The sequence below is a fragment of the Sorangiineae bacterium MSr11954 genome (genome assembly GCA_037157815.1).
GTDB classification, from domain to species: domain Bacteria; phylum Myxococcota_A; class Polyangia; order Polyangiales; family Polyangiaceae; genus Pendulispora; species Pendulispora albinea.
The window spans coordinates 2,310,307-2,327,627 of the sequence record CP089984.1 but is presented as its reverse complement, the minus strand read 5'-3'; the positions used below and the strand labels follow the sequence as shown (position 1 = coordinate 2,327,627).

Below are 17,321 nucleotides of genomic sequence, written 5' to 3'. Positions count from 1 at the left end.
GCAAAACGGCGTGGCGATTTTCTAATTCGATTCGCCCTCACTCGCGGCATTCGTATTTTCGATCGTTCGGAACGCAGAGGCGGCGGCCGTTCTCGGGCGGGCCGCAGTAGAAGGCGCCGCCGGGGCAATCGTCGATGGATGTGCAAACCCGGTCGCACATGGCGCGGGTCATCTCGTTCCAGAGGCTGCACAGACCGCTTTTGCACTCTTGGCCATTGGCTTGACCGGACTTTGGCGAGCAACAGACGCCGAGCTCTTTGACCCCGTACCGGAACTGATCGGCGGGGATGCATGCCGCCGGGCTGGCCGCGGGCTCGCAGCGGCCGTCCTGCGAGGTGGTGGCGCCGGCGCAGCGGCTGGTGATGGGTCCACCCTTGCAGTGATCGTCGGAGCGGCACCCGTCGGCGCACATTTTTTGACCCGCGGAGCCCCCGGCGAGCTCGATGCAGTTGCGCGAGCGGCACTCCTCGTTGGAGGTGCAACAGTAGCCGCTGGGGAGCGCGCCCAGCGGGCCAGGGCCGCTGCCGTTCGGATCGCTGGCATCTTCGGGACGGCCGCCGCCGTCGCTCGGTACGCCGCCCTCGCGGGAACCCGTTCCGGGATCGATCGCGCCGCCATCGTCGTCTTTACCGAGCGCGGCGCCATCTTTGAAGCTCGAACACCGCACCATCAGGGCGGTGAGACAGGATAGCAGCAGCACCGAAACTGCATTTCGGGGCGACATGGGACGACCAGCCTACTGAGAAGGGAGGCATCACGCCAAGTCTTCCTTCTGGTACCCTCCCTTCTGCCATCGATGGTTCCCCCGCAGCAAAAGCTCCCCGTCCGAGTCGGCGATATCGTCGACGGAAAGTACCGCGTCGAGCGCGTGCTCGGAATGGGTGGTATGGGGATCATCGCCGCCGCCACCCATGTGCAGCTCGAGCAATCGGTGGCGCTCAAGTTCGTTTTGCCCCATGTGAACGAGAGCGAGTCGTTTCGGGAGCGGTTTTTGCGTGAGGCGCGGGCCACCGTGCGGCTCAAAAGCGAGCACGTGGCGCGCGTCCACGACGTGGGCACCACGGCGGACGGCGTCCCGTTTCTGGTCATGGAGCTCCTGGAGGGCATCGATCTCTCCAAGCTGGTGCACGAGCGGGGACCGCTGCCGGTGGCCGATGCCGTCGAATATGTGCTCCAGGCGTGCGACGCCATCATCGAAGCGCATCGATTGGGCATCGTGCACCGCGATCTCAAGCCCGCCAACCTGTTCGTCACCCGGCGGCCAAACGGCATGCCGCTCGTCAAGGTGCTCGATTTCGGCATATCGAAGTTCGTGGGCCCGAGCGCCATCGATACACCTTCGCTCACGCAGTCGAGCACCGTGCTCGGCTCCCCGCTCTACATGGCCCCCGAGCAGCTGCGCTCGGCCCGCGCGGTCGATACGCGAACGGACATCTGGTCCATTGGCGTCATTTGCTACGAGCTTCTCACCGGCCATGTGCCCTTCACCGGCGACACCATGACCGAGCTATGCCTCAAGGTCGTCGGCGATCCCGTCGTTCCCCCCGATCATACGCGCGACGATCTTCCGCCGGGGCTCGTGGCCGTGGTGATGCGCTGCCTCGAAAAAGATCCCAACCGGCGCTTTCCCAATGTGGCCGCGCTGGCCGCGGCGCTCGAGCCCTTCTCCGCCAGCGCGGTGCGCGGGGTCACCGAGCGCACCTGGCGATCGCTCGCCACCACGGCCGCGCCCAGCGATTTGCCGCCGCAGCGCCCGCGGGAGCCGCAGCTCAGCGCCACGGAGAACCCGACGTGGGGCGGCACGCAACCGATGGAGGCGCAGCCCGGGAAGAGTCGCGCGTTTGCCTTTGGGCTGATCGCCGGCGGTGCGCTGGTGGCGTTTGGGGCGGCGGGGTTGTTCATGGCGCGAAGCGATGTGCACGAGGGTGGGCGGGGATCGGCCGCAGGGGTCGCACGGGCGTTGGCGCCGGAGGCTGCCGTGGCGCCGTTTGCTTCATCGGGCGCCTCGGAGCCGGCGCATGCCTTGGCGGGCTCGAACGGAACGGAGTCGGCGCTCGCCGGGATGGACGTCGATGCGGGTGCGCCTGGCGCGGGCGCGGGTGGCGGAATCGGTACGATTGCTACCGCAAGCGCCACCGCGCCGGGATCGGCGGCGCCCGTACGACCAAAGCGCGCCCCGCGTGCGACAGCCGCCGCGGGTGCAGCTGGTGGAGCCGGTGCAGCGGCGGGCACGTCGGGCTCCGCGGCACCTGCGTCCAGCGCGACCCATGGTGAATCGACGCAGCCGGAAGCGCCACGCACATCGCCGAACGGCGCGCCAATTCTTCACTAGCGCGATCCTCGAGGGGACGCAGCGTATACTTCGCGCCGTGCTTCCTTTCCGTCATCGTCTCGTTTTTGGCCTTGCGACGGCGCTCCTGCTCGCATCCCCTCCACTTGCCGCGCAAAGCGCCGACGCGCTGATCGCACATGGCGTCACCCTGCGCGAGCAAGGTCGCGACGAAGAGGCGCTGGCCGAGTTTCGCAAAGCGTACGCCGTCGCCCCCACCCCGCGCGCGCAAGCGCAAATGGGCCTCGCCGAGCAGGCGCTCGGCCTCTGGACGGCCGCCGAGGAGCACGTCCGCGCGGCCCTCGGCGCGGAGAGCGATCCCTGGATCGCCAAGAACCGCGCGCCCCTGGCGCAGTCGCTCAAGACCATCGAACAGCACTTGGGCACCCTCGACGTGCGCGGCCCCGCGGGCGCGGAGGTCTTCGTCGACGGCGGCAAGGTGGGCCAGCTACCGCTCGCGCACGGCCTGCGCCTCGAGGCGGGCGGCCGAACCCTCGAGCTGCGCGCGCCGGGCTACCAATCGACGTCGCGCATGGTCACCATCCTGCCCGACAAGACGGCGCGCGAGACCATCGAGCTGCGCCCCTTGCGCAGACCCGACCCCGACCAAACCACCGTCCCCGGCCAACCGCCGCCCCGCGCATCCAACCCGCCCCCCGACGCAAAACCAGGCAGCACCCAGCGCACGGTCGGATGGATCCTCACCGGCGCCGGCGGCGCGGCCATCGTCACGGGGATCGTCGGCTTGATCGTGCGCAACGCGGAGGTGTCCGGGTACAACGACGATCCCCAATGCCCGGGCATGAACAGCCCGCTGCCCAACCCGCCGCAGTGTCAGTCCCACGTCTCGGCCGCCGATCGCTGGAAAATCGTCGGCATCGCGGGGCTGGCGGCCGGCGCCGCCTTGGGGGGCACCGGCGTGGCGCTGGTGCTCACGGCGCCCAGCGGTCCACACGCTACGGCGGGCATATCGTTCTCGGGCAAATTCTGAATCGCCTACGAGAAGTTGGCAAAGTTGGCCGGACGCCGCTCCATGAAGGCCATGAACGCCTCGCGCGCCTCGTCCGAGCCGACGCGATCGGCAAAGTGCTTCGCCTCCTCGTGCACGCGGGCGAGCACCTCGGCTTGCGGCGTGCGCGTGAGCGCCTTCGTGAGCCGCACCGCGCGCGGCGGCTTGGCGGCGATTTCATCGGCGCGCTCGCGCGCGACGGCGAGGAGCTCGGCGGGCGCGCGCACCACCTCGTTCACCAGGCCAATGTCGGCCGCGCGCTGCGCGTCGATGACGCCTCCGCGCAGCAAAAGATCGTTGGCCGCGGCTTGCCCGACCCGCCGGGGCAAGAGGAGGCTCGACGCCGCCTCCGGCACCAGGCCGAGCCCCACGAAGGGGACCGAGAACTTCGCGTTCTCGCCCGCATAAACGAGATCGGCGTGCAGGAGCATGGTCGTGCCGATGCCCACGGCCGCCCCTTGCACCGCCACGATCAGCGGCTTGTCGAGGCCCACCAGCGACTCGATGAATCGGATGGGCGGCGCCGACGTGGGATCCATCCCGGCGCTCGAGAGAAAGTCGGTGATGTCGTTGCCCGAGCAAAACGCATCGCCGGCGGCCGAGAGCAGCACCACGCGCACGGCCGGATCCTTCTGCGCCGTCTGGAGCGCCTCCGTCAGGGCCTCGTACATGGCGAACGACAGGGCGTTCTTCTTCTTGGGCCGATTGAGAATGAGACTCGATACGTTCGCGGTTCGCTCAATGATGATATCGCTCATGGTTCTTCCTCCGCCCCCGCGCATTTTTCGATGATGGCACTCAAAAATCGATAGATGACCTCGACCTCGGCCGAGGTGAACCCCTCCGTCATCTCGGCCGTCGCCCTCCGAATGAGCGGCACGGACTCCGCGCGCACCGCCTCCCCCTTGGCCGTCAGCGACAAAAGGCTCGCCCGCCCGTCGCGCGGGCTGGGCTCACGCTTCACCAGCCCCGCCCGCTCGAGGCGTGTGATCATGCTGCTCACACCCGACTTGTTCAAATCGAACAGATTGGCGACATCGGTCAACGTGGACCGCGGTCGCTTGGCCAGATACGCCAACGTCGCGAGCTGCGACGACGACACGCCCAGCGCTTCGATCATCACCTCGTTGGCGCGCCCCATGGCCGCACGGGCCGCGCGCTGGAGAAGAAAGAACAACCGCCGATCGGAGGCCACGCGAACAGCCTGACAGAAATGGTACACATGCGCAATAATTAGTATGCATGCGTACTAACTTTCGTTCACCGCGACTTCCCCAAGACGCACGACGCCGAGGTCGACCCCGCCCAGGCGTATTCGCACACGGGATTGTACGAGGTCGTGCGCCGCGAAACGCAATAGGCGCAATCGGCGCAGCAGGCGCAATCCGCGCAATGGCCTCGGCCGCACGGCTCAGTGGGGGCGAAAGTCCTGATAGCGCTTGAGGAAGATCGCAGCGACAACCTGGAGGCCCACGACGGTGGACGCGCTGAGGACGAGGCGCCTCGGCGCGATGGCGCGCAAGCGTTCGACCGCGAGCGGGACCGTAAAGGCCAGCGAGAAAATCCAGATGCGGCCCGTCTCCCCTTTGGTCTTCCCCACCCATGCCGCAGCCAGGAGGAACACCATCGGCATCAGCAGCAGCGCGCCTTGGGGCCGGAGCCAGCGCCGGGGCTCGGACAGCAGGCTAAACGCACCGAATGTGGCGAGGCATGCCAATGGCCAGCCCGAGGTCATCGAGAGCTCGAGCAAATCGATGGACGCCCAATAGGCCCTCTCGCGAGGGGTGTCCGTAAAACCTTTCCACCCAATGTGAGCCGCCATGGCATCGCGGTAGCGCATCAGCGGATCGTAGCGGAGGACCACGAACGCCAGGACCGTCACCAGGCACAAGGTAAGGGCGAGGCTCGCCGCGATCCTCCAGGTCTCGCGTCGCGGCACCGACCGATCCACCATTCGAACGGCGAGCGCCAACCCCGCGCCCCCGAGGAGCCCCGCGGCCGCGGCGAGCGTCGAAAAGTGGAAGAAACAGAAGACCCACATCCATATCGCGCCGAGCGCCGCCGAGCCCGCGCGCCCCCGCGCGGTTCCCCCACCATCCAGCGCGCGGACGAGCGCCAGCCCGGAGCTCGCGACGAGACCGGGGTAGAGAAATTGATCGGCGTTCATCACCACGATCCCCACCGCCGGGGTGCTGGCAAAGAGCACGCCTCCAAGGGCGAAATCCATGCGGTCGCGGGAAGCCGATGGCCGGCTCGACCGGGGCCTCGAGATTCGCGCGGTGAAGAGCCCCACGAGCACGGCGGAGGCCGCGCTGAAGAGCGGCCAGATCCAGACGAGGAGGTCGACCGTGCGCGCCATGCGGCCCTCGTGATCGGGGAGAGGGCCTGGGAAACCGCACGCGATATTGCACGCGATCGTGTACATGGCGGCGAGGCCGGGCGGTTTCGTTCGATAGAAACCGCCAAACCAATATTCGGAGCGGACGATATCTTCGTAATAGCGAATGACCGCCAGCGGGTTGCTGTGCAAACAGGCGCCCTGGACGTACGCGAGATACCTCCTCGATGGATCGAGCCCCCTCCCTTCCAATAAGACATGTCCAAAGGAAAAGAGCAGCGCGGCCCCGAAGACGAGGACCGCGACGACCACCATCCTCGCGCGGTCCCGTGCCGGGCGCGCGAGGTGGGCCGTGGAACGTCCTTGCGCGAGCTGCAGCGCAGACACGGCGAAAATCCAGCCCGCGGCCAACAGCGCAAGCCCCTGGGGCTCGGCCGGCTTCTCCGTTCGCCACCAGAACCAGCCGGGAAGCGAGGACCAGAACCCCAAGCCGAGCTGGAGGTTCGCACAATAGACGATGGAGATCGCCACCATGAAGCCGAGGGCGGCTATCCAATTTTGGGATCGGCGCACCGAGCACCCTATTCATTGCCGAAATGGCTTATGGCTTCGCGGTTGTCGCCATCCAAATCGGCGTAATTTGTACGGTCGAGAATCCGAGTCGATGTTTCGTGCGCATCGCGTTCCTCTCGTCCCCTGAGTGCAGGTGACGAGGGGCCGCGATCACGAAATCGATCGCCCCTCGAAAGAAAGCCGAGACGGCGCGAATCGACGTCGATCTCGGCACCCGGCGCGCGCCGGGCGGGGTCGCGTCAAGGCTTTCCGAGAACGAGTCGCAAGAAGATGCCGCCCACGAGCTGCACGACGAAACCGATCCGCGCGCCCCGCTTGGTCTCTCGCCCCTTGGCGAAGATCTCGGCGAGGATCCAGCCGCCGCACCCGCCGAGCAAACCAATGACGATCCCCTTGCCGAAGCTCCCCGAATCTTCGTCGTGGAGGAGGTGCCGGGCGGCGTCGAACTCGACCTTGGGCGCGGGAGCGACCTCCGCGTCGATCTGCTTCACGTACGACAGCGGACGCCACTCGCTCTCGTCCTCGGCGCGGACCAGGGTCGCGCGATGGAGCTTGCCCGCGCGAATCGCCCGAAGAAGCGCGCCACGCTCGAACGGGCCCTTCTCCACGTCGTCCCGCTTCGTGAAGAAGCGCCGCTCTTCCGGCGCGAGCTTGGGGCGTTCGGCAGTTTCTCGATACGGCATCGTCACCCTCCGCGAAGGCTCATCGACGATGCTAGCCGAAGGCCCGAGACCTGGGACGGCAGGCGCCTCGATGTCCTTTGGCCGAGAATTTCGCGCGCCCCGTACTTGACCGGTCGTCCAACAACCCCTATTTGAACGATCGTCCAACAACTTCAGCGCCCCCAAAACGGCGGGGCACAGGAACGATCCGCATGGGCCGACCCAAGACCTTCGACGATGACGAAGTTCTCGAGCGCGTCATCGATTGCTTTTGGCGAATGGGCTACCACGCCGTCTCCGTTCGCGATTTGGAGGCGGCCACCGGGCTGCTCAAAGGGAGCCTCTACGCGGCGTTCGGCGATAAACGGTCCCTCTTTCTGGCGGCCTTGGCGCGCTATTCGGAGTGGGGACCGCGCGAAATCCAGTCCATTTTGGCGGCTGCCCCCACGCCGCGCGAAGGGATTGAGCGCTATTTGCGCCTCCGGGCGGAGCATTGCAGCACGGGCCAGACCCGCCAGCGCGGCTGCTTTCTGGCCAATACCGCCGCCGAGCTCTCGCCCCACGATCCGGAGATTCAGGCCCTCGTCCGCGACGGGTTCACCAAGCTGGCGGAGGCGCTCGAACCGGCCATCTTGGCCGCCCAAAAGCTGGGGCAAATCGATCGAGCCCACGACGCACGAACCCTCGCGCGCCACCTGGTCGTCCTCGTTCAAGGAATGACGGTGGTCGGAAAGACCGAGACCGATCCGGTGCTCGTTGGGGCGGCCGTGCAGATGGGTCTCTCTCTCATCAACAGCCATGCTTCGGAGATCGCACCATGAATACGAATACCCTTCTCCCCTATGTGTTTGGCCGCGGTAACGTCGATGGACGAGCGTCCACCGGGCTCCTGGTTCTGCGCGTGCTGGCCGGCACCGCCATGGCCATCCATGGCTCCACCAAAATGATGACCCCTTTCACCTGGATGGGCCCCTCGGCGTCCATGCCCGGCGCGCTTCAATTCTTGGGCGCCTTTGCCGAGTTCGGAGGTGGAATCGCCTGGATCCTCGGCCTCCTCACGCCCATCGCCACCGCCGGGATCCTCTTCACCATGGTGATGGGCATCCTCACCTGGCACATCCCCATGCACGAGCCCTTCATCCGGCTCACCGTCGGCATGGCCACACCGGGCCCCGGGGAGCCCTGGGGCATCTACCCCACGTGGCTCGCCCGCGCCGGTGGGCAATCCATCGCCGGCTCCGGCTCCTCCGAGCTCGCCAGCCTCTTCATCGCCATGTCGGCCGTGCTCCTCGGCATCGGCCCCGGCAGGTTCTCCCTCGACGCCCTCCTGGCCCGGCGCTTTGGCCGTGACGCCGCCCAGCGCGATCTTCTACCCCATTACGCGCACCAACGCGGAGCGAGCTAGGTGGGGCGCTTGCGGCGAACCCACGACGACGTCTCCAACCACACCCGCGCAAGACCGCCGCGGGCGCGCCGCAGGCGGTAGGCGACCTCCCCGTGGGTCATTCCGAGCTTGAGCGCCGCCTCGCGTTCCGAGAGCCCATCGTCGTTGATGGCGAGAACGACGGAGCGATCGCGGGTGCTCAACGCGCCGAACGCGCGCGCCACTTCCTCGGCCCCCTCGGCCACGCGCAGCACCTCTTCGGGCGTGGCGCTCCGGCGCGCCACCTCGCGCTCCCAGGCGCGGACCTCGTCCTCGGAGCCGCGCGCGAGCTCGATGCCGAGACGCCTTCGCTCGGCCATGGCCATGCGCGAGGCGACCACGAACGCATAGGCGGAGCGCTCGCGTTTCGGCATCTGCGCGAGCCGCTCCATGTGGGGGACCAATGCGACGAGGCTTTGTTGAAGAGCATCGTCCGCGTAGCACGGCCGGAGACGCACGGGGCGAATCCCCGCGCAGAGCACGGGGAGAAGCTCGATGATGAGCTGGGAGCGCGCGGTAAGAAGCATGGGACGAGACAACCCTTGCAGCTCGAGTCGCTCGCATCATAGCGTCGTTCGAGACGTTTGCACATTCACCGATTCACATCGTTACGGATTCATACCGTCCCATATTCACATCATCACGGATTCACATCGTACGAGGTCTACGCCCGTCCCACGCGCTCGATGACCCCCGCTGCCTCCAGCGCCGGCAGAATCTCCCTCGCCTCGGCGCGCGAGGGTCCGAGCCGCACCAGATCGTCCACCCCGAACTGCGTCGCCAAGGACTGCGCCCGCACCCAGAGGCACGCCGGCGCAAAGCTCTCGGGGAGCTCGTACTCGGTCACCCGCTCATGGAGCGGCCCCGAGACGACGAAGCGCACCATCTTGGTTCGATGGTCGTCCGACGTCGACTCGATGCCCACCGAGGCCAGCGCCACCCGCTTATAACGCACGGCATCGAGGCTCTCACCATCCTCAGGCCACCCCGCGCGCGCGCCCACCGCGCCCGAGTCGAGCGGGCCAAGAAGATCCGACACCGTCAGCCCCGCCAGATCCTCGGCGAGGCGAGCCAAGAGCGGTCCGAGCTCCGCCGCCGCGCGACCGCGCTCGCCCGGATCTTCGCCCAGCCCCAGGGCCGCCCTTCGCCATGCGCGATGGCGGGTCAGCTCCCGGTGAATGGTCATTTGCACGAGGTCGGCCCAGCACGCGGTGCGGTAGTGCACGTGCGCCGAGAGCGACTCTTCGTGCGTCTCGGTCGCGTGCCACGTCCCGCGCGGCACGTACATCACCATCCCCGGCGTGGCCACGATGGTGCGCGCGTCCGCCGGCATCGACGATGGCCACTCGCCGGGCACGTAGTTGCGAATCGACGCGGGGACCGGTCTCTCCAGGTGCCAATGCATCAGCGGCAAGGGCGCGATGGAATTGTCGGCCAGCTGCCAGATCTTCGTGCCGCGAAGTTGGATGACGAAGGTCTCCGTGGCGTCGAAATGGGGTGTGGTCCGGCATCCCCGGGTGGACAAATAAAGATTGCACTCCACGTGCGAGGGCGGCACATCGAACGTTCGCGCCAGCGCGCGGGCGCTCGGAATGAGCGGCTCGGCGTCCGTCACATATACGGTTTGGCCGGCGCGATAGAACTTGATCGCCTCCTGGAGCGAGACATTGGCCACGCTGGCCAGGCGCCCGCCCGCGTGAATCGGCACGCGCGCGCGGCCGCCCAGGGTATGGAACCACTCGAGGTCGTCGGCGTCACCGGCCGCCGGTCCGATATGGCCGTATGCGCCCAGCGCCGAGGCGCCTCGGTCGCGCACGTACGCACGCTGCAGCCAGTAGTGCTCCCGAAACTCGGAGAGCCCGAGCGGCCATATCCAGGATTCGACGGTGGGGAGGAGCGCAGGTGAGCTCATGGCATCAACGCGACGGGAAATCGGGGTGGCCCAACTGCGAAAAGGCGAATGAGAAGGCGTCGGCGTAGCTCTGGGCGACTTGCTCGGCCGTATCGTCGTGGTGTCCTTGGTTGGCGGCCACGCTGAGCAGCACCGGGCGGCCGCTGGTCGACGCGGCTTGAACGCGCGCCGCCAGCTTGCCCGAGTGCCAGCTGGGCAGCTTTGGGTCGTTGGCGCCCGTTTGAAGGAGCAGCGCCGGATACGGCTGACCGTCGCGGACGCGCTGCACGGTGTCCATCTTGAGGAGCGCCTCGAAGCCCTCTTGGGTGCTGGTGGAGCCAAACTCCCTCGCGTTCTCGGCCCCCACCGGCGAGGTGTCGAGCCGGAGCATGTTCGCCCCCGCCGCGGTCAAGACCACGGCGCGAAAGAGATCGGGGCGGCGGGTCATCGCGCCGCCGGCCACGATGGCGCCCGCGCTTCGACCGTTGGCCACCATGCGCTGCGGTGTGGTGTACCCGTCCTTGACGAGCTTCTCGGCGCACGCCAAAAAGTCGTCGATCGAGCGCTCCTTGTTCCCCTTCATGCCGGCGCGATGCCAGGCCGCGCCCAGCTCGCCGCCCCCGCGAATGTGCGCGATGGCCCAGACGCCGCCGCGCTTCAACCACGCATCGCGGTAGGGATAAAACTTGGGCGAAAGGCTGTAGCCGCCGGCGCCGTAGCCGAGGAGCCAGACATACGACTTGCCGTCGCGCGCCGCGCCCTGCGGCACGAGGAGGGTGAGCGGGATCGCGGTGCCGTCCGAGCTGGTGGCCACCGTGCGCTCGACCCGCACTCCGGCGAAGGCCATCGGCCGGGGGTTGAACGAGACCGGAACGGGGGCCGAATCGCGCCCCTCCCAGCGCATCCACACGGGCGAGGTCACATAGCTCTCGGTGCGAAGCACGGCGGTCGTTTCGGCGCCGCGCGAACGAAAGCTCTCCACCGAGGCTTCGGCCGGGAGCGGCGCCTCGTGGCGCTCGCCGGTGGCCGATACGTGCGCCAGCCGGTGCACGCCGCGCCGGAGGGCCAACGTAAAGATGCCATCGCGCGCGGGGCGGATTTGCTCGAGGACGTCCTCGCCCTCGGGCACGAGGGTGGTGGCCGAGGCGAGGGACACAGCCCCTTCGCGCAGCCGTAAAACGCGGCCGCGGTCCGCGCCGTGGAACGAGAGGAGGTAAAGCTCGTTCTCGCGCGCGGCCACCTCGGTGATCGCGTCCGCCGGGCCCGCGAGCTTTTGCCACTTGGACGGGCTCTCCAGCTCGGAGAGCGGCTTGACGTAAAGAGATATCTCGCGGAGCACGCCGTGGTAGACGATGCCGAGCGCCGTGGGGCTGCCCTCGGTGAGGGCGACCACCGGGTAATCGTCGGGCGCCCCGCCGAGCGCGACGCCGCCGAACACCACCTTGTCCGCCGCGGCGTCGGTCCCGATGGCGTGGACGCACACCTCGGCGTTCTTGTAGCGCGCGAGGCGATCGGGCTTCCCCGCCTCCGGATAGCGCGTGTACACGAAGCTCCGCGCGCCCGGCAGCCATGCGATGCTCGGATCGCGCAGGCGCTCGACCCGATCCGGGAGCGGCTGCGCGCCCTCGGTGCGAAGGACGTGCGCCGTTCGTTCCTCGGTGCCGCGGCTCGAGGTGAGCACGATCACGAACCGGCCATCGGGCGATGCCGTGAACCCGTCGAGGGTGGCGCCGCCGGGCGGATCGAACACGAGCCGCTCGCCCGCCTCGCGGCCGCGGCCATCCCGCTCGTGCGCATCGCGCACGTAGAGCTTCGCGGAGATCGCGCCGGCGGGCTTGCGCGAGAGCACGGTGGACGTCTCGGTGTCCTGGATGTCCACGATGGTATCGACGTCGCGGGTGATCGCGCGGATGTCGCCGGCCACCTTCGAGCGTCCCACGATGCGGTCGAGCGCGCGGCGTGCGTGTTGATTCTGCTCCGCGAGCCACGTGCCGTACTCGGGGGACGGATCGTTTTCCATCCAGCGGTATCGGTCGGTGACCCCGACACCGAAATACGTATCGAGCACGGGCCGCACGGGGGCCACCGGGGGCGAGGGTTCGTGCGCGGGCGGTTTGTGCGACGAAGATGCGGACGACATGATGGGCGCGCTCTTGCTCCGGCATGCCCATACGGGCACGAGCACCACGATGAGAAACAGAACACGAAACGTCATCGAACGAATCCCTCGTGGCGCCCGCACCCGATGGACAAATATGCGGACTCGACATGATCGGTTATTTCGGATCAGCCTACTTCGAATCGGCTGTACGAATCGGACTACGTCGGATCGGGCTGCACGAATCGAGCTACGCCGGATCGGACTGCATCGGTCTACATCGGATCGGGCGGCGCCGATCGCTACTTCGGATCGGCCTACTTCGGATCGGGCGGCGCCGATCGCTACTTCGGATCGGCCTACTTCGGATCGGGCGGCGCCGATCGGCCTACTTCGGATCGGGCGGCGCCGACCGGGCACTTCGGATCGGGCTACTTCGGATCGGGCGGCGCCGATCGGCCTACTTCGGATCGGGCGGCGCCGACCGGGCTACTTCGGATCGGGCTACTTCGGATCGGGCGGCGCCGACCGGGCACTTCGGATCGGGCTACTTCGGATCGGGCTACTTCGGATCGGGCGGCGCCGATCGGCCTACTTCGGATCGGGCGGCGCCGACCGGCACTTCGGATCGGGCTACTTCGGATCGGGATCGAGGATGGACGGAGGGCCGCCCGCGCGCAGCCGGGTTCGGACGGCAACGAACTTTCGGACCAGGTTCATCTGCCTCGATTCACCCGATTTTTCGGCTTTTTTGGAGCTCTCGCTCGTCTGCGATGCGCGGCTGGCGAGGCGCGCAGGATCATCTTCCTCGTGGCGGGGAATCGAACGGTTGTCTGCCATGGGGATGCTCGCTTTCCTTGGGGGATCGGTAGCGAAGGCGCGCGGCCAGGTCCCGCGCCTCGCGTTGGGTCTTGCTTCGTGGGTCGTTACCCCATCTGTGGAGAATGGTATCGATCGATTTAAGGGCGAGCGCGGTATCACCTTTCTGGCTGACCGCCGCCGCGTAATCGAGATTCGCCCACATTTGATGAAAGGGGTATCGGTAAAAGCACGACTCGACCGATCTCTTTAAGAAAACGAGCGCTTGATCCGTTTGCCCAGCCAAGAGATACATCCGGCCCAACCTCTGCATCGACTGGGTCTGCATGAGTTCTCGATCCGGTTCCTCCATACCTTCCGGTCGCCGGGATACCGCGAGCACCGCATCCTCCTCGGTGGCCACGGGCTCCACGAACCCTTCGTACCAACGATAGAGCGCCATCTCGTTCATGCCCGCCCGGCGGTGTTCCGAGGCGAGCAACCATGCCGCTCGTAGACGATCGAACTCGGTACGGTCAATCGCGTGCGACCAATAGAGGACGCGATACGCCTCGATGTCGAAAACGATCGATGCGCCCTCCGTCCACGCCCGACTTTGCTCGAGATACGTTCGCGCCAGAGAGGCCGCCTTCTTGGTGCGACCCAGCTCGAGGTTGAGCAAGAGACGCTCGACCGCCGGCCGCCCCCGATGGTCCGCGTCGCTGAAGCGCAAGGACTCGGCCTGCCAGGCATCGAGCGTGCGCTCCGCGTCGTCGAAAGCACCCGAGGAGACCTGCAGGTAAAAGGTGTCCTGCAGACGCAGCCAGGTGCGCCCCGACTCGGGCGCGACCAGCCAGCGCGTCTCGAGCGCCGCCTGGGCCGACGGCATCGACGCGGTCTGCCCCACCAGCCCGCCCGCCAAAAAGTAGTAACCATCGGGGTTGTTGGGCGCCGCCGCGATGAGCTGCCGGGCGAGATTTTCCACGCTCTGGCAGCGCCCCTCCGCCGCGTCGAGCTTGGCGTTCCAACGCAAGCACCCGGTGGCCGAGGGCGACGAGGCGAAGCACGCGCCGTACTCGGCCCGCGAATCCTCCACCCGATTCAGCTTGGCCAAGCAGCGAGCGCGCATGAGTCGCGCGATGGGCCGCGGCCACTCCATCGCACGATCCGCGAAGGGAAGCGCCCGTTTGCCATCCCATGCGCGCAGATACCGGCTGGCGATGAACAAGGGGATATCCGGATCCTCCGGAAACCGCTTTTCGAGGCGCTCCAGCAAGGTGCGCGTCTCCTCCAGATCGACCGGATCGTGAAGCGACGGCCCCAGCGCGTCGAGCAGATCCCGATCGCGCGAGGACAGCTTGGAGCGATGCTGCGCGGCCAGCTGCCAGTGCTGCCGCGCGTCCGCGGTCACGTCGTCGATGAGCGCGTACAAGAGGTGCGCGCGCGCGAACGACGTGTCGAGCTGCGTGGCCATGGCCAGGGAGGCCAGGGCGTCTTGCGACGAAGCGTCGACCCACAGTTGCACGGCCGCGTCGTAGGCGGCGCGCGCCTCGGGCTGCATCGAGTCCTCGGGCCGCGCGAACGACGAGGGCAAACCTTCGCCCGCGTGCTTGGCCGGCTCGTCCGCGCTCGGCGAGGCCAGGGCCACCTTGCGAGCGCCCGATTGACCCGCGCTTTGCCGGGTCAAGGTGAAGGCGCCCGCCACGAGCGCCATCGACGCGGCGATGATGGCGAGGGTCCGGGGCCACGCGCGGCGCCGCCCCGTGGGATGCCTCCACTCGCCGAGCAGCGTGCGCACGTCGTCGTAACGCGCGCGCGGATCGTTGGACAGCACGCGCGCGAGCACCCTTCGGAAGCTCGGGGGCACCGCGGGATCGCCGGTGACGAGATGTCCATCGCGGAGCGGACCGGCGTCGCGCGATCGCCAGTGCGAGCCGCTGAGGAGCTCGTAGGCGACCAGGCCCCACGCGTATTGATCGGCGCGCGCATCGACGGCGCCGCCGAGGATCTGCTCGGGCGCCATGTACCGCGGGGTGCCCACGATGCCGGTGCTGTTGCCGGCGCGATCGCGCGCGAGCGCCTTGGCGATCCCGAAGTCGGCGACCTTGGCCACGCCATCGCGCGTGAGGATCACGTTCTCCGGCTTGACGTCGCGGTGGATGATCCCTTGATCGTGCGCGTGCGCCAGCGCCTCCGCAATTTCGATGATCCACCGCAGTCGATCGGCCTCGCTCGCGCCCTCGCTCATCGCCTTTCGAAGGCTGCCGCCGTCGCAAAGCTCGAGCACCAAATACGCCAGGCCCGAGCTCTCCCCGGCGTCGTACACCTCGACGATGTGCGGATGTTTGAGCACCGACACCAAGCGCGCCTCGTTGAGCAGCCGGCGCTTGGACTCGTCGCGGTGGTCCGTGGTCTCGTCCGACATGTCCACGCGAACGACCTTGAGGGCCACGGCGCGCTGGAACGTATCGTCGAACGCGCGGTACACCTCGCCCATGCCGCCGCGTCCCAGCACGCCATCGATGCGATAGCGACCTGCAAAGATGCTGCCGTCGGAGAGGCATGCCTCGTGGGGCGAGCTGGGGGAGACGAGGGTCGGGCTCTCCGTCGGAATGCTTCGCACGGAAAGGAATCGCTCGCCGAATCGAAGATAGTGATGCTCCTCGAGCATGATCTCCGCGACGAACAAAGACGCCAAGGTCGTGCGCTTGAGGACGACCCCCTTGGCAGGCCCCGACAAACAGCGCGTTAGAGCTTCTTCCGATGTGGCGATGACGACAAGCACCAATTGCGACGACTCTTCATCGTCGCCGAGGTACAGGGCCCAATCTTCCGTGCGCTCCAGAAATCGGTCGAGTCGTAAGTATTCACGAATACGGCTTCCGACCTTGGGCGGCGCACCGGTCGGCATGTCGAGCGCCGTCGCGTCGAGCGTTTCGGCCTCTTTGGAGAACATGGCCACTGGGGAGACCGCGCTCACGGCACGCTCCGCGCGCACGGGTGGAACGAGCGACGGCTGAACCGCGTGCCCCTGCTCATTGCCTGGCCTCTTCGGGTTCCAAATCTGGCAACCAAAGGCGTCCGAAGCCCCCCGCCACCGTAACCAAACGCTCGCATGGTGGTTCCCCTCCCGCGCGATCGCAAGTCCATTCTAAGCACGACGCGAAAAATCCCTAATTGTACCTCGACAGCGGACGTTCCCGCAAGGCACCCACAGTAACTTACGCAGAACAAACGAATTTGTTTCACCTCGTACATTCAAAAGGCGCTCTTCCCCCTTTAACCAATAGACGACCACTGGCCTCGCAGCCGCCACGCGGTTGCGCATGGGGGAATCATGCGTCCAGATCCGAACGCCTCTTCACCCTTCCTTGTCGAACGCGCCCACCAACATCGGCAAAAACACCGCCAAACCGAGCCGAACACGCAAAACCCGGAAGACCAACGAATCCGCGAGGATCGCGAAAGGTACGAAGCGCACGGGGGGGCTCCACGGCACCCGAGTGAGGCAGACCCCACGTATGGTGCGATCCGTGAGAGCCAAGAGATCGCCCTTCCCATCGATGACGCGCTGGAACGACTCGGCTATGCGCTCGAAGACTTGGCATTGAGCATGCTATCCGAAGAAAATCGTCTCTATTTGACGGGCGATCATTCCCAAGTGGAAATGGTGACCAAATGGCGCCGTGAAGTCCGGGAGGCGGCGGCCGTCGTCCGGCGCTGGAAGGACCAGCCCTCCACCTCGACGCGCGGCGGCGACAACGTTGAACGGTGCCGATTTTGCCCTCGGCCGGCGCGCGCGCGAAAGACCACGTGCAAGTGGCACGTCTGACGTCCGCGTTCCAGCGGAGTGAGAAAACAAAAATATCAGAAAGGGAAGATCGCCACCAACTTGCTCGTAAGCTCTTCCGAGAAGACGCGCAAGCTGGCTGAGATGCCGCGCGCGAAGGCGGCGCGGCCTGCACCCGCGCCTCCCACCGGACGGCGCGCGCAAGCAACGGCGGTGCGAGCGCGAGGCGGATGGCCATCGTGCGGCGGCGAATACGTGATTGGCCGCGCCAGCCAACCGAAGCTCGAAGCGCTCGCCCGCGTTTGCGGCGTGACATTCCCGCGTCTCTGAATCCATTCCTATCGAACACCGGGCGACGATGGCGCCCTGGCGGTTGTCATCACCCGCCCGTCGTCATCGACCTCGCCTGG

15 protein-coding genes are annotated in these 17,321 nt (G+C 67.1%); 5 read left to right on the top strand and 10 right to left on the bottom strand.

What is annotated here, in order from left to right; genetic code table 11:
• Positions 1–37: 37 nt before the first annotated feature.
• The gene (locus LZC94_09540) at positions 38–724 is read right to left on the bottom strand and encodes a hypothetical protein (protein WXB17508.1); all 687 of its coding nucleotides are present in this window, start codon (positions 722–724) and stop codon (positions 38–40) included.
• 72 nt (positions 725–796) lie between these two features.
• Here LZC94_09540 and LZC94_09535 point away from each other — a divergent pair, with 72 nt between their 5' ends.
• Together LZC94_09535 and LZC94_09530 are read left to right on the top strand one after the other, a co-directional pair.
• Positions 797–2,332: a serine/threonine protein kinase gene (locus LZC94_09535; protein ID WXB17507.1), complete on the top strand. Its 1,536-nt coding sequence runs from the start codon at positions 797–799 to the stop codon at positions 2,330–2,332.
• 37 nt (positions 2,333–2,369) lie between these two features.
• Positions 2,370–3,320 carry a PEGA domain-containing protein gene (locus LZC94_09530; GenBank protein WXB17506.1) on the top strand — a complete coding sequence of 317 codons (951 nt, stop codon included), beginning with the start codon at positions 2,370–2,372 and terminating at the stop codon, positions 3,318–3,320.
• Between the two features lie 5 nt (positions 3,321–3,325).
• On the opposite strand, the gene LZC94_09525 is transcribed toward LZC94_09530, so the two are convergent.
• The 4 genes from LZC94_09525 to LZC94_09510 form a co-directional block, all read right to left on the bottom strand.
• Complete coding sequence (locus LZC94_09525) at positions 3,326–4,096, bottom strand: enoyl-CoA hydratase (protein ID WXB17505.1); 771 nt, start codon at positions 4,094–4,096, stop codon at positions 3,326–3,328.
• Positions 4,093–4,533: a MarR family transcriptional regulator gene (locus LZC94_09520; protein ID WXB17504.1), complete on the bottom strand. Its 441-nt coding sequence runs from the start codon at positions 4,531–4,533 to the stop codon at positions 4,093–4,095. Before LZC94_09520 ends, LZC94_09525 begins: the two co-directional genes overlap by 4 nt.
• A 216-nt stretch (positions 4,534–4,749) precedes the next feature.
• Positions 4,750–6,249 (bottom strand): hypothetical protein, encoded by a 1,500-nt coding sequence (locus LZC94_09515; GenBank protein ID WXB17503.1) that lies wholly within the window; start codon positions 6,247–6,249, stop codon positions 4,750–4,752.
• 239 nt (positions 6,250–6,488) lie between these two features.
• Positions 6,489–6,932: a DUF4339 domain-containing protein gene (locus LZC94_09510; GenBank protein ID WXB17502.1), complete on the bottom strand. Its 444-nt coding sequence runs from the start codon at positions 6,930–6,932 to the stop codon at positions 6,489–6,491.
• Between the two features lie 191 nt (positions 6,933–7,123).
• Between LZC94_09510 and LZC94_09505 the strand changes: the two genes are divergently transcribed.
• Positions 7,124–7,732 carry a TetR/AcrR family transcriptional regulator gene (locus tag LZC94_09505; protein ID WXB17501.1) on the top strand — a complete coding sequence of 203 codons (609 nt, stop codon included), beginning with the start codon at positions 7,124–7,126 and terminating at the stop codon, positions 7,730–7,732.
• Entirely contained in the window at positions 7,729–8,316 is a 588-nt protein-coding gene (locus LZC94_09500; protein WXB17500.1) for a DoxX family protein, read from the top strand. Before LZC94_09505 ends, LZC94_09500 begins: the two co-directional genes overlap by 4 nt.
• Here the strand turns inward: LZC94_09500 and LZC94_09495 are convergent.
• The 5 genes from LZC94_09495 to LZC94_09475 all read right to left on the bottom strand — a co-directional run bounded on the left by LZC94_09495 (position 8,313) and on the right by LZC94_09475 (position 16,101).
• Entirely contained in the window at positions 8,313–8,861 is a 549-nt protein-coding gene (locus tag LZC94_09495; GenBank protein WXB17499.1) for a sigma-70 family RNA polymerase sigma factor, read from the bottom strand. The two genes, LZC94_09500 and LZC94_09495, sit on opposite strands and share 4 nt — an antisense overlap.
• A gap of 137 nt (positions 8,862–8,998) precedes the next feature.
• A complete protein-coding gene (locus LZC94_09490) occupies positions 8,999–10,246 on the bottom strand; it encodes a cupin domain-containing protein (GenBank protein WXB17498.1) in 1,248 nt (415 codons plus the stop codon).
• Positions 10,247–10,250: 4 nt separating this feature from the next.
• On the bottom strand, positions 10,251–12,440 hold the full coding sequence (locus LZC94_09485) for a prolyl oligopeptidase family serine peptidase (protein WXB17497.1): 2,190 nt from the start codon (positions 12,438–12,440) through the stop codon (positions 10,251–10,253).
• Positions 12,441–12,956: 516 nt separating this feature from the next.
• Positions 12,957–13,163 (bottom strand): hypothetical protein, encoded by a 207-nt coding sequence (locus tag LZC94_09480; GenBank protein WXB17496.1) that lies wholly within the window; start codon positions 13,161–13,163, stop codon positions 12,957–12,959.
• Positions 13,123–16,101 carry a serine/threonine protein kinase gene (locus tag LZC94_09475; GenBank protein WXB17495.1) on the bottom strand — a complete coding sequence of 993 codons (2,979 nt, stop codon included), beginning with the start codon at positions 16,099–16,101 and terminating at the stop codon, positions 13,123–13,125. Before LZC94_09475 ends, LZC94_09480 begins: the two co-directional genes overlap by 41 nt.
• Positions 16,102–16,734: 633 nt before the next feature.
• Here LZC94_09475 and LZC94_09470 point away from each other — a divergent pair.
• Positions 16,735–16,953: a hypothetical protein gene (locus tag LZC94_09470; GenBank protein WXB17494.1), complete on the top strand. Its 219-nt coding sequence runs from the start codon at positions 16,735–16,737 to the stop codon at positions 16,951–16,953.
• Positions 16,954–17,321 lie beyond the last annotated feature (368 nt).